12 protein-coding genes are annotated in these 15,426 nt (G+C 62.7%); 8 read left to right on the plus strand and 4 right to left on the minus strand.

The features are described 5' to 3' along the window. Positions 1-32: 32 nt before the first annotated feature. Positions 33-1,490 (plus strand): M81 family metallopeptidase, encoded by a 1,458-nt coding sequence (locus tag C8264_RS08125; RefSeq protein ID WP_108460474.1) that lies wholly within the window; start codon positions 33-35, stop codon positions 1,488-1,490. A gap of 45 nt (positions 1,491-1,535) precedes the next feature. On the opposite strand, the gene C8264_RS08130 is transcribed toward C8264_RS08125, so the two are convergent. Together C8264_RS08130 and C8264_RS08135 are read right to left on the minus strand one after the other, a co-directional pair. Continuing rightward, entirely contained in the window at positions 1,536-2,966 is a 1,431-nt protein-coding gene (locus C8264_RS08130; RefSeq protein WP_108460475.1) for a M81 family metallopeptidase, read from the minus strand. Further along, positions 2,966-4,120 (minus strand): MFS transporter, encoded by a 1,155-nt coding sequence (locus C8264_RS08135; RefSeq protein WP_108460476.1) that lies wholly within the window; start codon positions 4,118-4,120, stop codon positions 2,966-2,968. The genes C8264_RS08130 and C8264_RS08135 overlap by 1 nt, the downstream gene beginning before the upstream one ends. Positions 4,121-4,545: 425 nt before the next feature. Between C8264_RS08135 and C8264_RS08140 the strand changes: the two genes are divergently transcribed. The 7 genes from C8264_RS08140 to C8264_RS08170 all read left to right on the plus strand — a co-directional run bounded on the left by C8264_RS08140 (position 4,546) and on the right by C8264_RS08170 (position 13,072). Then, on the plus strand, positions 4,546-5,700 hold the full coding sequence (locus C8264_RS08140) for a Gfo/Idh/MocA family protein (protein WP_108460477.1): 1,155 nt from the start codon (positions 4,546-4,548) through the stop codon (positions 5,698-5,700). Positions 5,701-5,710: 10 nt separating this feature from the next. Then, positions 5,711-6,598, plus strand: a complete 888-nt coding sequence (locus C8264_RS08145; protein ID WP_108460478.1) for a carbohydrate ABC transporter permease — start codon at positions 5,711-5,713, stop codon at positions 6,596-6,598. 92 nt (positions 6,599-6,690) lie between these two features. Then, positions 6,691-7,533, plus strand: coding sequence for a carbohydrate ABC transporter permease (locus C8264_RS08150; RefSeq protein WP_108460619.1), 843 nt, complete (start codon positions 6,691-6,693; stop codon positions 7,531-7,533). A gap of 76 nt (positions 7,534-7,609) precedes the next feature. Beyond that, positions 7,610-8,833: an ABC transporter substrate-binding protein gene (locus tag C8264_RS08155; protein ID WP_108460479.1), complete on the plus strand. Its 1,224-nt coding sequence runs from the start codon at positions 7,610-7,612 to the stop codon at positions 8,831-8,833. 92 nt (positions 8,834-8,925) lie between these two features. Then, positions 8,926-10,002 (plus strand): ABC transporter ATP-binding protein, encoded by a 1,077-nt coding sequence (locus C8264_RS08160; protein WP_108460480.1) that lies wholly within the window; start codon positions 8,926-8,928, stop codon positions 10,000-10,002. Positions 10,003-10,029: 27 nt separating this feature from the next. Then, entirely contained in the window at positions 10,030-10,896 is an 867-nt protein-coding gene (locus tag C8264_RS08165) for a MurR/RpiR family transcriptional regulator (RefSeq protein WP_108460481.1), read from the plus strand. A 163-nt stretch (positions 10,897-11,059) separates the two neighbouring features. Next, positions 11,060-13,072 carry a beta-N-acetylhexosaminidase gene (locus tag C8264_RS08170; protein ID WP_108460482.1) on the plus strand — a complete coding sequence of 671 codons (2,013 nt, stop codon included), beginning with the start codon at positions 11,060-11,062 and terminating at the stop codon, positions 13,070-13,072. A 3-nt stretch (positions 13,073-13,075) separates the two neighbouring features. Here the strand turns inward: C8264_RS08170 and C8264_RS08175 are convergent, their stop codons facing one another. Then, entirely contained in the window at positions 13,076-14,362 is a 1,287-nt protein-coding gene (locus C8264_RS08175) for an amidohydrolase family protein (protein ID WP_108460483.1), read from the minus strand. Between the two features lie 115 nt (positions 14,363-14,477). Then, complete coding sequence (locus C8264_RS08180; protein ID WP_108460484.1) at positions 14,478-15,425, minus strand: ABC transporter permease; 948 nt, start codon at positions 15,423-15,425, stop codon at positions 14,478-14,480. Position 15,426 lies beyond the last annotated feature (1 nt).

Genomic DNA, 15,426 nt, shown 5'->3' on the forward strand with positions numbered 1-15,426 from the left:
CATCCTCCCCATCCTTCTGCGAGCATAGACACTTGCGCGTTTTTACCGCCGCCCTGGCCACTGAGACCAACACGTTTTCCCCTATAGCGATCGACAAACGCGCCTTCGAGGCATCGCTCTATGCCCGGCCGGGCGAACATCCGCTGACGCCTACGCTGTGCACAGCGCCGATCACGGTTGGACGTGAAGTTTGCGCGCGCGAAGGCTGGACCCTGATCGAGGGCAGCGCCAGCTGGGCGGATCCGGCCGGCCTTATCGCGCGGCAGACCTATGAGGAACTCCGCGACGAAATCATCGAACAATTGCGCGCCGCCATGCCGGTGGATGGCGTGGTGCTGGGCCTGCACGGGGCCATGGTGGCGCAGGGCTATGACGATCCGGAAGGCGACTTCCTTGCCGCCGTGCGCGATCTCGTCGGGCCTGACGTGCTGGTCTGCGCCGAGCTTGATCCGCATAGCCATCTGACGGCAAAGCGGGTGGCCGCCGCCAATTTCTTCGTGGCATTCAAGGAATTTCCGCATACCGACTTTGTCGAACGGGCGCGTGACCTGTGGGCCATCGCGGTGCGCGCGCTCAAGGGCGAGGTCACGCCGGTGATGAGCGTCTTCGATTGCCGGATGATCGATGTATTCCCCACCTCCAAGCAGCCCATGCGTGGGTTCGTGGACAAGCTCTATGCACTGGAAAAGTCCGAGCCGCAGGTGCTGTCCCTGTCGGTGATCCATGGTTTCATGGCGGGCGACGTGCCGGAAATGGGCACCAAGCTGATCGCGGTGACGGACAATTCTCCCGGCAAGGGCGCGGCCCTGGCCGAAAGCCTGGGGCGGGAACTGTTCTCCATGCGCGGCACCTTCATGGTGCGGCAGGTGGATGAGCTTGCCGCCGTCGACGCCGCCATTGCTGCGCCACGGGGGCCGGTGGTGATCGCCGATGTGTGGGACAATCCCGGTGGCGGCACCGCAGGCGATGCCACGGTGATCCTGGCTGAACTGATCGCGCGTGGGGTCAGCGACGTTGCCGTAGGCACGATCTGGGACCCCATAGCGGTGCATATCTGTTTTGCGGCTGGCGAAGGCGCTGAAATCCCGCTGCGCTTCGGTGCAAAGTCTGCGCCCCTCACCGGCGATCCCATCGACAAGTTCGTCACCGTGCGCAAGTTGGTGCCCAATGCCGAGATGCGGTTCGGCGAGAGCTTCGCCCCATTCGGCGACGCAGCGTGGATCAGCTTCGACGGGATCGATGTGATCCTCAATTCTACCCGGGCCCAAAGCTTTGATCCGAGCCTTTTTTCCGTGATGGGGATCGACCCTAGATCGCGGAAAATCCTGCTCATCAAATCCACCAACCACTTCTACGACTCGTTCTCGCGGATCGCCTCCGAGATCATCTATTGTGCGGCCGGCAAGCCCTATCCCAATACGCCCGCAACGACGCCCTACCGCAAGGCGCCGCGCAATATCTGGCCGATTGTGGAGAACCCCTGGGGCTAGATTCCCGATCTCACAGCCGGGGCTCTCCCGTGCGGGAAAGGACGACTACCCCGCCCGCGCCGACCACCTGACCTCGGGCGACCAGTCGAAGTCCTTGTCGAACGGATATTGCGGCCCGCTTTTGTGCTTGCGCTCCAGCCGCTCGACGAACTGGTCGACCACACCGGGCGACAGCGCCATGAGGCTGGGATTGGCGATGGGTCCGAGATCGGGCGACAGATAGCCCGACTTCACGACCACGATCCTGGCCGTTCTCGGGTCAAGACCGAGCCGGGTGAAATCCGCGATGTTGTGGAACGGCCGGCGGCGCGCCGTCAGGACCAGTTCGATCCCTCCGATCCGGACCACGGCTTCGCGCAGACGCTCCTCCGCCTCGAGAAGGAAGACCACTTCGGCTTCCGCCGCCACCTTCCGGCTTGATGGGTCAAGGCTTGCCCCGATGGTCAGCGGCAATCGCGACCCGACGCCGGCAGCATAGGCCGCGTCGGTAGAGGCCTTGTCGGCGATGCCGGCAAAAACTACGCCCTGCGCCCCTGCTGCGAGCAGCGCTTCCAGCACCTCCGCCCGGTCTCCAACGCCCCCGCCGGTGGGATTGTCCCCGGATTCGGCGAGCACCACGGGTCCGGTCGAGGAAGCCACGGCCCAGGTCACGCACTCCTCGATACTGCCGGTCTTGGTGCCGAACACGAACTGCTCGCGGAAGTTCCAATAATCCTGCGCCAGATGCCGCGCCGCTTCCGTCATTGCCGCGCGATCCGTGCCGGTCACGACCGCGCAGGCGGTCGCCCGCGGCTCGTCGGCCCACACATAGCCCACCTGGAACGAGGCATCCCAGATGCCGCTCGGCTCCTCCACCTGATGGAGTTGGGTATAGAAGCTGCGCGCCGGTTCGTCCTGCGTCGACGTCCGTTCGCCGGGTAACAATACCGGCACGGGTGCCCATGCCAGCATCGGCCTCACGCCGGTCCGCAACGCCCGCACCAGCATGGTCACCGCCCGGCGCATGGTATCGGCCACGTCGATATGAGGCGCGGTGCGATAGGTCGAAAACATATCCAGATTATCGATGATGGCCTGACTGATATTGCCGTGCAGGTCATAGCTCGCTGCGATCAACACGTCCGACCCGACCACGTCGCGCACGGCGGCAATGAAATCGCCCTCGGCGTCCAGCAGTCCTTCGACGAACATAGCGCCATGCATGGCAAGATAGACCCCGTCGAGCGGCAGCGCCGACCGCAGACCATCGAGAATCTCCGCCTTCCAGCGATGATAAATGCCGCTCTCCACCGGCCCGCCGGCAATCGCCCGGGCATGAAGGATGGTGATGAACTCGGCCGGGAAGTGGGTCAGGAAGTTGAAATAATCGTCCTTGAGCATGGTGGGGCCACGCAACACGCGAAAATCGGCTTCACGCGCCAGAACGGGATTATAGGTGCTGCACTCGGTGTGCAGCCCGGCGACGGCGATGCGCATCACAGCACTCCGGCAATTTGGGCTTGGGGATCAGTGGAGGGAGGGCTGGCTTTTCTGGCGAGCCGTCCGCTCAGGAGCAGGCTCACCAGCAGCACCGGTATCAGGCACGCAATGGCCAGCCGCATGTCGAAATGCTCCGCCACGACGCCGATGACGGGTGGACCGATCAGAAAGCCAAGCAACGCCACGAAGCTGAGGATTGCAACATTGGCCGATGCCGCCCGGTCCCCAATGCCGGCAGCCGCCGTCACCGCCAGCGGGAAACCCACCGAAACGCCAAGGCCGATGACGGCAAAGCCGACCAGCGCCACCGCTTCGTTTGGCGCCACGAACAGCACCAGCGCGCCAATCAGCGCCAGCACGCCGCAAATGCGTGCGGTGGCTACTGCGCCAAACTGCCGTTTGAGCGTATCCCCACCGAACCGGCCGGCCGCCACCATCATGGCGAACACCGAATAGCCCAGGCCGACCATGCCGCCTTCCGCGCCGATCGCATCGCGCAGGAAGATCGCCGACCAGTCGGCCATGGCGCCCTCCGTCATGGTGATGCCGAACACGAAAAAGCAGATGCCCAGGAGCGCCCAACTCGGCAGAGCCCAGGCCGAGCGCTGCTCTTGTTGTGGCGCCTCTGCCGGGTAAACCGGCAGCAGCCACGCCACCAGCAGCGCGAGCGGCAGCACCGCAAACGCCACGGCCGGGATTGCCCAGTGCGCCGCGATGCCCAAAGCGGCCAGACCCGAACCCACTAGGCTCCCCACCATGATGCCGACGGACCAGAACCCGTGCGATGTCGTCATGATGACGGTGCCGGTACCCTTTTCCACCGCATCGGCCTGAACGTTGAGCCCCAGTTCGACAAAGGACAGCGACGAGCCCGCCAACATCAGCGCCACGAACAATTGTGCAGGATCGCCGGCCAGGGCCGGTAGGCATACTGCCAGGGAATAAAGCGCCATGCCCCACAGGATCGCCACGCGTGGCCCGATCCGCCCCACCAAGGGGCCGGCAAAGGGCAGCGTCAGCAATGTTCCGCATGGCAATCCCAGAAGGGCAATCGCCAGTGCCGCGGGCCCAAGCCCAAGGCCCAGTTGCACGTCTGGAATGCGCGGCAACCACGAACCGAACGCAATCGGCTGCAGGAAGAAGATAAGCATTGTAAGCCGCTGCGGCCGTTGGATGTCGGGTCTTTGACTTGATCGAAGAGCCATTCGGGTGTCAGCTATCCGCCGTTGCGGGTGCCGTGATGGGCAACCGCGTTGGTGTTTCAAATTTTCACTGGCGGTCTCGCCACTGTAAGCGGCGGCGCAGCCCAGTTGCATACCAATTGCGACATGCTGCGCTATTCGCCGGCGCTTGTCCACACCCGAGGTGCGGAAATTCAGCGGAGAATCCTACGAAATTTGGGCAGATTGCCCCTTGTTTGAGCAATGTTCCGGGGTGGCTTAAATTGGTATTGTCAACGTGACGGATTCGTGTTGACATGACTTCCTGAACGATCCTAGTCTTGAAAATCGTTTACAGAACTACGCACCAATCCATCAAGAGATTGGCGGGACGAATAACGGGAGACGCTATCGCGATGCGGGTTGGCATTATCGGACTGGGCTATCGATTGGGCTATCTGGCGCGGGTATTTTCCGCGGCCCGGCCTGATTTCAATGTCGTCGGATATGTCGATCCTGCCCCTGCCGGCCTGCCCTATACCGTCGAGCATGGCGTTCCCGTCGGCAAGCCATATGACTCGCTCGAATCCCTGCTCGATAATGAAGAGCTGGACCTGTTGATGGTGGGTTCGCCCAACCATCTCCACCTGCAGCACATCCGCATCGGCCTTGAACGCGGCCAGAAGATTTTCACTGAAAAGCCGGTGGTGACCTCGGTCGAGGAAACCATGGAACTGGCCAAGCTGATCGCTCAGTATGGCTCGGACAATGTGATGGTGGGCCTCGTGCTGCGCTATGCCCCGCTCTATGTCGATTTGCGCAAGGCGCAGGCCGAGGGCTTGCTGGGCGACATCACTTCGATTGAGGCCTCCGAGCACATCCCGCCCTATCACGGCGCCTTCTTCATGCGCGACTGGCGTCGCTATGAGCGCTATTCCGGCAGCTTCATGCTCGAAAAATGCTGCCACGACCTCGATCTCTACAACGGCGTCATGGGTTGCCGGCCGCAATATGTGTCGAGCTTCGGCGGGCGCCGTACCTTTACCCCCGTCAATGCGCCGGCCAATGCCGGCATCAACGACATGGAAGTTTACCACCGCAAACCCAGCGGCTGGCAGGGCAGCGACAAGGTCTTCGACAGCGACGGCGACATCATCGACTTCCAGACGGCCATGGTGCAGTACGAGAATGGCGCGGCGCTCAGCTTTCACACCAATCTCAATGTCCCCGACGATTTCCGCCGCTTTGCCGTGATGGGTGCAAAGGGCATGGCAGAGGGCGATTTCATCCGCAATTTCCTGCGTGTCACGGATTCGCGCAGCTCGGACCGGCTGGTTGACGCTACCTACAAAACCAGCGGCCTCAGCCAGCACTATGGCGCCGACGAGCAGATGGCCGAGGACATTCTCAAGCACGTGCTTGAGGGCGCGCCACTCCCCGTCTCGGTAACGGATGCGCTCGAAGCGGGGCTCCTGGCCCTGTCCATGGACCAGGCGATGCGCACGCGCTCGGTGGTCGACATGACCCCGATATGGCAGCAGTTCGACGCTGCCCTGGGCCGAGCGAGCTAAGGAGAGCCAAATGACCAGCAGCCGTAGCGCCGTAATGTTCGCCCTGGCCCTGCTGGCCCCGGCTCTCATCTACATCCTCATCATCGTCGCCTACCCGCTGTTCGACACAGTGGTGCTCAGCTTCACCAATGCCGCCTTGCGGCCGACCTATGATTTCGTGGGCTGGGCCAATTACGAACGCATCTTCGGCGCTGGCAACTTCACCGAAGTCATCCTGCGCACATTCATCTGGACCTTCTTCTCGGTCGCCACCAAGATGATCATCGGCACTCTGGGCGCCACACTGCTCAATGCCGCCATCCCCGGCCAATCGGTGTTCCGCATCCTCACCATGCCCCCCTGGATCGTCCCCATGGCAATCGGCATCTTCATGTGGGGCTGGATGTATAATGGCCAGTTCGGCATGATTTCGGGCATCCTGCAGAATACCGGCATCATCGACAAACCCTGGCCGATCCTGGCCTATGGCGACAGCGCCTTTTGGGCGACCATTGTCACCGACGTATGGATCGGCGTGCCCATGGTCACGATCTACATGCTAGCCGCCATGCAATCGATCCCCAAGGACCTCTACGAGGCCGCCTGGACCGATGGCGCCGGCCGGTTCTACCGCTTCCGGCGCATCACGCTGCCGCTGCTGGTGCCGGCTTTGCTGACCATGAGCCTGCTCTCGCTCATCGCCACCTTCAATTCCTTCGACATCATCTGGATTCTGACCCAGGGCGGCCCGTCTGGCTCCACCACCACGATGATCATCGACACCTACAAAACTGCCATGGGCAGCCGCAAATACGGCGAGGGCGCCGCACGTGCCGTGGTTATCTGCATCTTCGTCAGCCTGTTCTGCATCGTTTACTTCCGCGCCGTCCGCAAGCTCTCGCAGGGAGAAGCCAAATGAGCGATGTCGCCCGCACCACTGAAGTCGCCGCTGTCGACAGCCCCGCCGCGGTCAAGCCAGCCTACAAGGTCCGAAAGCGCTCAGTCAAAGCGATGATCGACCGCTACAAGTGGTACGAGATCGTGCTGATCTATGCCGGCATGGCCCTGTTCCTGTTCTTCATTCTGGCGCCGTTCATCGAAGGCTTCCTGGTTTCGCTCAAGCCGCTGAGCCAGCTGTTTTCCACGCCCTACAACTTCATTCCCGAAAACGGCTCGTTCGAGGCCTATTTCACCATGTGGCAGTCCGTGCCCATGCTGGCGCTCTACATCTTCAATTCCTTCTTCATCTCCACCGTGGTCACGCTGATCGTCATCGCCGTTGTCGTGCCCGCATCCTATGCCTTCGCCCGCTTCCAGTTTTCCGGGTCAGGGATGATGCTGGGCGGGTTCCTGGCGGTGAACATGTTTTCGGGCGCCGTGCTGCTCATCCCGCTGTTCCGCCTGATGCGGTCCATGGGCCTGCTCAACACCTATTGGGCGATGATCGTCCCCGGCGCCGCGTTCCTTATTCCTTCATCCATCTGGCTGCTGCGCACCTATATGCTGCGTATCCCGCGCGAGCTGGACGAAGCCGCTTGGGTCGATGGCGCATCCCGCCTTTATACGCTGCGTCGGGTGGTGCTGCCGCTGGCCATGCCGGGCATCGTCGTGGTCGCCATCATGACCTTTATCGGCGCCTACGCGCAGCAGTTCATCTTCGCGCTGACCTTCAACTCCAAATCCGAGTTCATGCCGCTGCCGATCGGGCTCTTCGCCTTCTTCGGCAAGCAGGAGGTGATCTGGAACGAGCTGATGGCAGCCAGCTTCGTCGGAATCCTGCCGGTCATGGTCGTCATCGTGTTCCTGCAGCGCTATCTCGTCGCCGGTCTCACCGCCGGTGCCGTGAAGCAGTAGTGCAACGAGATTCGGGTCAACTGATCCGGGTCGAGGGAAGGCGTCCTTCGGGGCGTTCAACAAGGGAGACTACAAAGTGAAAAGTACTACCGGACTTCTCGCGGTATCGCTGCTGACCCTGGTCACGGCGAGTTCCGCGGCCTTCGCCCAGGACGTGAAGGAAATCTCCTTCATCAACTGCGGCGACGAGCTGACTGCCGGCTACCCGGAATATATCGCCGAATGGGAAGCCGCCAATCCCGGCTTCAAGGTCGTTCCCGAGGTCGTGGGCTGGGGTCAGTGCCAGGACAAGGTGACCACGCTCGCCGCTGCCGGCACTCCCGTTGCGCTGGCCTATGTCGGTTCGCGCACGCTCAAGCAATTCGCCCTCAATGACCTCATTGTTCCCATTCCGATGACCGACGAGGAAAAGGCAGCCTACTACAACTACGTGCCCGAAACCGTCACCTTCGATGGCACCCAGTGGGGCGTTCCGGTGGCTTTTTCCACCAAGGCTCTGTTCTGGAACAAGGACATCTTCGAAGCCGCTGGCCTTGATCCCGAAGTCGCCCCCAAGACCTGGGAAGAAGAGATCGCCTTTGCCAAGCAGATCGAGGACAATACCGATTTCGACGGCTTTGGCGTCGTCGCCAAGACCTTCGACAACACCATGCACCAGTTCCTCCATTGGGTTTATACCAATGACGGCCAGGTCATCGATGCCGAAGGCAATATCGTTCTCGACAGCCCGCAGAACCTGGAAGCCCTGACCGCCCTGCGCGACATCTCGGCCTATTCCGAGGAAGGCCCAACCGCATACGAGCAGAATGAAGTGCGCGCCATCTGGCTCGATGGCACGCTGGGCATGATTCACGCCTCGCCAAACGCCGGTATCCTCGCCACCGAAGCCGGCATGAACTGGGGCGTCGCCCCGCTGCCGCTTGGTCCATCCGCCAAGGGCCCCGGCACGCTGCTGATCACCGACTCGCTGGCCGTATTCAAAGGCACGGGTGTCGAAGAGCAGGCCATCAGCCTCGCCAAGTTCATCACCGATGGTGAGCGCCAGTGGGCCGCTGAAATGGCCCAGGGCCTGACCCCGCTGCGGCCGATCGAGCCGCAGACCAGCGAACTGCTAGCAAAGGACCCGAACTGGGCGCCCTTCGTCGACGGCATTGAATTCGGCGGTCCCGAGCCGCTGCTGACCGACTATGTCGGCCTGCAGAACGTGATGATCGAAATGGTCCAGTCCGTCGTGACCGGTCAGTCCGAACCTGCCGACGCCCTCACCACGGCTGCCGGCGAAATCGAGCAGTACAAGTAAGATCCTCCCGCCGCCGCCGTCCTCCGGATGGCGGCGGCACCCCAATGCCCTTGCCTGCCCGCGGGAACAGCCCCGCCGACCGGAGACGAACAATGTCCGAGCTCAGCCTCAAGCATGTGCAGAAGTCCTTTAGCGAAGCCCATATCATCAAGGGTATCGACCTGGAGGTTTCCGAAGGCGAGTTCGTGGTCTTTGTGGGCCCATCCGGCTGCGGCAAGTCCACCCTGCTGCGCATGATCGCCGGCCTTGAGGAGGTCAGCGCCGGCGAAATCGAGATCGGCGGCCGCGTCGTCAACGACCTGCCGCCCGTGCAGCGCGGTATCGCCATGGTGTTCCAGTCATATGCGCTCTATCCGCATATGACTGTCTACGAAAATATCGCCTTCCCGCTGCGCGTCGAGCGCCTGCCCCAGGCCGAGGTCGACAAGCGCGTCAGTGCCGCCGCCAAGGTGCTGCAGCTCGAATCCCGTCTGCAGCAGCGCCCCGGCACCCTGTCGGGCGGCCAACGCCAGCGCGTCGCCATCGGCCGCGCCATCGTGCGCCAGCCCCGGATTTTCCTCTTTGACGAGCCGCTCTCCAATCTCGATGCCGCGCTCCGCTCCGAGATGCGCATCGAGCTCATGGAACTGCACAAGCGCCTGGGTTCCACCATGATCTACGTGACCCACGACCAGGTCGAAGCCATGACCATGGCCGACAAGATCGTGGTGCTTGATGTGGGCACCATCTCCCAGGTCGGCTCCCCGCTCCAGCTTTACCACAAACCCGACAACCTCTTTGTGGCCGGCTTCATCGGTTCGCCCAAGATGAACTTCATCAACGGCACCGTGACCTCCGCTGATGGCACCACGCTTGCTGTCGACCTGGGCGCTCTGGGCACGATTTCCTTGCCGCGCGATGCCAAGCTGGGTGCCGGTCAGAGCGTAACCGTGGGCATTCGCCCTGAGCACCTCCAACTCGGCACAGGTGATTTCACCCTCGATATCACCCCCCGCATCGTCGAGCATCTGGGCATCCACACCGTGCTCTATTCGACCCTGCCGGCCGGTGAAAACTTCGTCGGGCTGTTCGAGGGTGACCCAAAGGTCAGCGATGGCCAGCCGGTGACGCTAGGCTTTACCCGCGACCAGGTTCATCTGTTCGATAGCGCCGGCAAGGCGGTCTATTAGGTCTGCGTCTCGCGGAGGATTGGGTTGATGCTCGATATTGTCGGCCTGTTGCAGACCGAGAAAAATGCGTTCACCCGCTCCGAACGTGCCCTGACCGAGATCGTGCTGGCCGACGCCGACAGCGTGCTCAAGATGTCGATCGTGGACCTTGCCGCCCAGGCCGATGTGTCCCCGCCCACGGTGACGCGGTTTTGCCGGCGGCTGGGATGCGACAGCTATGCCGATTTCAAGGTGCGGCTGGCCCAGTCCCGCTTTGTCGGCCAACGCTACTATACCGCGACTGCCGGGCCCTCCAGCGCGCGCGAAATCGCCCAAGAGGTCATCAATGGCATCCAGTCCACCATCTATCAGAGCTTTGATCATTTCGACTTCGAAGCCGTCGAACGCGCCGCCGAAAGCATCGCCGGATCAAGCTTCGTGCTGGCATTCGGTTCGGGCGGCGCCTCGTCCATGATGGCGAGCGAAACCGAAGCCCGCCTGTTCCGGCTGGGCCTGCGCATCGCCTCCACCGAAGATCACCAGATGCAGATGATGCGCGCCGCTGCCGCCCCGCCGGGTTCGGTCATCATCGCCTTTTCCCTGACCGGCAATAATTTGCCTTTGGCCAAGGCCATGCGGGTCGCGGGCGATTATGGCATCACCCGCATCGTCGTCACCCGGTCCGGCTCGCCCATAGCGCAGGAGGCCGACATCCTCTTGCCCGTCAATTGGCAGGAGAACACCGACATCCTCCGCCCCACACCGGCGCGCTATGCCTTTCTGGCCACCATCGACGTTCTCGCGCAGACCGTCGCCACGCGCCTGGGTGCCGCCTCCATCGCCAGCATGCGCCGCATCAAGCACCAGCTTGTCGTCAATCGCGACGGCGATGACGGGCAGCCTTTGGGAGATTGAAGACGAGACTGCCACGCCCTCGTGGTTCGAGGGTCGCTGCGCTCCCGCCTCACGATGAGGCTACTGGGAGCGCTGTATCCGGAGTAGCCCTCATGGTGAGGTGCGAGTTCTTCACGAGCCTCGAACCACGAGGGCGTGGCACAAATTCAGAACGAGTGTCCCCATGACCATCGCCTTCTCTCTCGTCACCACCTGGACCCCTGCCGCCGATGGCGAACCGCTCGGCTATGGCCTTGAACTCACCAACGAGGGCGACGAAGCGGTCAGCAATTTCCAACTGAGCTTTTCCGGCCCTGCCCGCATCGACCCCACGGCCACGCTGGAAAACGGCAATCTGCTCAAGCGCCTCTCCAACCACACCGTAATCGCCCCGCCGGATGGATTCGTGTTGGAACCGGGCTCCAAATGGACGGCGGTCGCGCGCGGTCTGTCTTATGGCTTGCGCCACTGGAGCGACGGCGCCAATGCCGCCTATGTCGTGCTGGCCGATGGCACGCTCGTTCACCTCGCTACCACGCCGACCCAGGCCAAAGGCCACAATTCGCCCCTCCTCAAGGGTGCTGCGAAATTCCCGGTGCCGGCCAAGGCGCCAGTGTCGCTTTCGATCATTCCCTGGCCGCGGTCGGTTGCCACCACAGGCGCCCGCACCGCCCCTCCGGGTCTCGACCTCAGGCCCCAAGGCACTGATGCCGGCAAGGCCGCAGCCGCCTTTGCGGGCCTTGTCGATGATTTGTTTCCCGTGGAAGGTCTGGTTCGTCCGGCCTCCGAAGCCGGCATGCCGGTCAGCATCGTATCCACAGAAGGCATGAGCCCTGAGGCATACGAGATCGCCTTCACGTCCGAGAATGCCACAGTGTCCGCCACCACGCGCCAGGGCATGTTCTATGGGCTGGTGACGCTTGGGCAGATCCTGCGCGGTGCAAAACAATATCCGCAGACGTTCCTGTTCCCGACCGGCGGCACGATCACCGACGCGCCCGGCTTCGGCTATCGCGGCTGCCATCTCGACGTCGCTCGCCAATTCTATTCCACAGCAGAAGTCTCGCGCCTCATCAAGCTGGTGGCCTGGAACAAGCTCAACAAATTCCACTGGCATTTGAGCGAGGATGAGGCCTGGCGCCTGGAGATCGACGCCTACCCCGAGCTGACCGAAATCGCTGCCTGGCGCGGGCACGGCAAGGCGCTGCCGCCACTGCTGGGTTCAGGGCCGCATCCAACCGGCGGCTATTACTCCAAGAACGCCGCCCGCCAGATCGTGGCGCTCGCCGATAGCCTTGCCATCACCGTCATCCCCGAAATCGACATGCCCGGCCATTTCTATGCCGCACTTCAGGCTTTGCCGCACCTGCGTGACCCGGCGGAAACCGGGGAATACCAATCGGTGCAGGGCTTCCCCAATAACAGCCTCAACCCGGCCTACGAACCCGTCTACGAGTTCGTGCAGAACATTGTCGACGAAGTGCTCGAGCTCTTTCCCGCCGGCATCTTCCACCTTGGCGCCGATGAGGTGCCGCTTGCCGCATGGTCCGGCTCGCCGCTGGCGCTTGACATGATCGAAAAGCTGGGCGGCCCCGAAATGCGCCGCAAGCACGAGGCGCAGTTCAACCAATTGGGCAACCACCATGGCGCCGACGAAATCGAGGGCTCTCCCACGGCACTGATCCAGGCGGCGTTCATCCGCCGGGTGCACGATTACATCGCGTCCAAGGGCGCCATCACCGGTGGCTGGGAAGAAGCTGCCCATGGCGACGCGGTCGACAAGGACAAGAGCTTCGTCATCGGCTGGCGCAATGTCGAGATCAACGCTGCCCTCGCCGAACGCGGCTTCAACATCGTGGTATCGCCCGGCCAACGCTATTATCTTGACATGGCCAACGGCGTGGCTTGGGCCGAACCTGGCGCCGGCTGGGCTGGGTGGTCCGGCCCGCAGGAGACCTATGAGTTTGAATCGCGCGAAGGCATGTCCGAAAAGGGACTGACCCATCTCCTCGGCATCCAGGCTTGTATCTGGAGCGAATCCATGACCAACCGCGCCATCTTCGACCGCCTGGTTTTCCCCCGCCTGTCAGCCATCGCCGAATCCGGCTGGACCACCCCGGAGCGCAAAAGCTGGGACCGGTTCAAGGCCCTGGTCGGCACCATGCCGATCATGTACGGCCATTGGGCGGAGGATTAGGGGCTAAATCTGCGGCCCCACCTTGGACGGATCAAGCGAACCCGGCCGCCCCGGCAGGCCCAACTGCGCGGTCCGTGGCGCCGTCTCCGAAATAATTTTGCCGCCCTTGATCACCTTGAGCCGCGTTGCCTTCAGCCGGATCGCCTCGATCGCATCGCTGGCCTGCAGCAAAACCATGTCCGCCTTGCAGCCCAGATCGAGCCCATAGCCCTCAAGCTGCAGGATCTTGGCCGGGCCGGTCGTGACCGCAGCAAAGGCCTGCCGCATGGCGTCGCGGCTGGTCATCTGCGCGACATGCAGGCCCATATTGGCCACCTCGAGCATGTCGGCCTGACCCAGCGAATACCAGGGGTCCATCATGCAATCCTGCCCGAAAGCACAGGTGATGCCGTATTGCAGCATTTCAGGGAAGCGGTTCATGCCCCGGCGCTTGGGGTAGGTATCGTGACGGCCCTGGATGACGATGTTGATGTTGGGATTGGCAATTGCCGCAACGCCCGCCTCGGCCATTAGCGGCAGCAGCTTGGACACGTAGTAATTATCCATGGAGTGCATGGAGGTGAGGTGCGAGCCGGTCACGCGGCCACCCAGGCCCAGGCGCTGGGTTTCGTAGGTCAGCGTTTCGATGTGGCGGCTGAGGGGATCATCCGTCTCGTCGCAGTGCACATCGATCAGTAGACCGCGCTCGGCGCCGATCTTGCACAGCGCCGTAACGCTGGCCGCGCCATCCGCCATGCTCCGCTCGAAATGCGGAATGCCGCCGACCACATCGGCACCCATGTCGAGCGCGCGGTTCAGCAGTTCGACCGCACCGGGATAGCGGTAATAGCCATCCTGTGGGAAAGCGACCAGTTGCAGGTCGATATAGGGCGCCACGCGGCGCTTGACCTCAAGCAGCGCTTCCATGCCCAGCAGTCGCTCGTCGCAGATGTCGACATGGGTGCGGATGGCGAGCAGCCCCTGGCTCGCCGCCAGATCGCAATAGGCCATGGCGCGTTCGATCACCGCTTCCTGGGTCAAAAGCGGCTTGAGCTCGCCCCAGATCTTGATGCCATCGAGCAGGAGGCCCGATTCATTGAGCCGCGGCAGGCCGAGCGAAAGCGTTGCGTCCATGTGGAAATGGCAATCGACGAACGGCGGCGACACCAATTGCCCCGCTGCATCGATGGTCCGCCCCGTCTCGCCACCAAGGTTCGCCTCAACCGCCGCAATGCGCCCGTCGAGGACGCCGATGCCCATATTGGTGCGGCCGTCTGGCAGGGTGGCATTGGTGATTTTCAGGTCGAACATATTGGCCTCTATTGTTCAGCAGACCTCATCCTGAGCCTGTCGAAGGACGAGGTGTGGCGGGATTTGTGTGCCAGGACTCCGTGGTTTGACAAGCTCACCACGAGGTCACATGGGATTAATGCCGCTGCCCCTTGAACCAGGGCTGCAGCAGCGCGCGGGGATAGTCGGCACGACGTGCCACAACTACCAGCGCCAGAATGGATAGCAGGTACGGCAGCATCAGGAACACCTGGCCGGGCACGATCTGGCCGATCTCCGCCTGCAGCCGAATCTGGAAGGCGTCGAACGCGCCAAAGAGCAGCGCCCCAAGGAGCGCCTTGCCCGGCTGCCAGGACGCGAACACCACAAGCGCGATGCAGATCCAGCCGCGGCCATTGACCATGCCGAAAAAGAACGCGTCAAACGCCGAAAGCGTCAGGAACGCGCCGCCCACGGCCATCAGGGCGGAGCCGGCGACAACGGCGCCAACGCGCAGGCCCTGCACCGACAGGCCCTGTGCCTCAACTGAGGCCGGGTTGTCCCCCACCGCGCGGATCGCCAACCCCAGCGGCGTGCGATAAAGCACAAACGCCAGCACGGCGACGAGCACCAGCGCCAGCCAGGTCATCGGCGTCTGCGCAAACAGCGCCGGCCCGATGAAAGGCAGATCGCTCAGGCCGGGAATAGAGATGGGCTGGAATGGGGTAATGCGCGGCGGGGAAGTGACGCTGGGCAGCGCCGTGCGATAGGTAAAGTAGCTCAAACTCGTTGCCAGCAGGGTTATGCCGATACCCGACACGTGCTGCGACAGACCCAGGATGACAGTCAGGACCGCGTGGAGCAGGCCGAACATGGCTCCCGCAAGCGCCGCGATCAACACGCCGCCCCAAAGCCCGGCACCCAGATAAACCGCGATCCACCCAGCCATGGCCCCGGCCACGAATATACCCTCAATGCCAAGATTGAGCACCCCTGCCCGCTCGCAGATCAGCGCGCCGAGCACGCCGAAGATCAGCGGCGTGGCAATGCGGACGGCGGCGGCCCAGAAGTTGGCGGAGCCGAAAATATCAATGAGAACGTCCATG

The organism is Devosia naphthalenivorans, from assembly GCF_003056355.1.
GTDB classification, from domain to species: Bacteria; Pseudomonadota; Alphaproteobacteria; order Rhizobiales; family Devosiaceae; genus Devosia; species Devosia naphthalenivorans.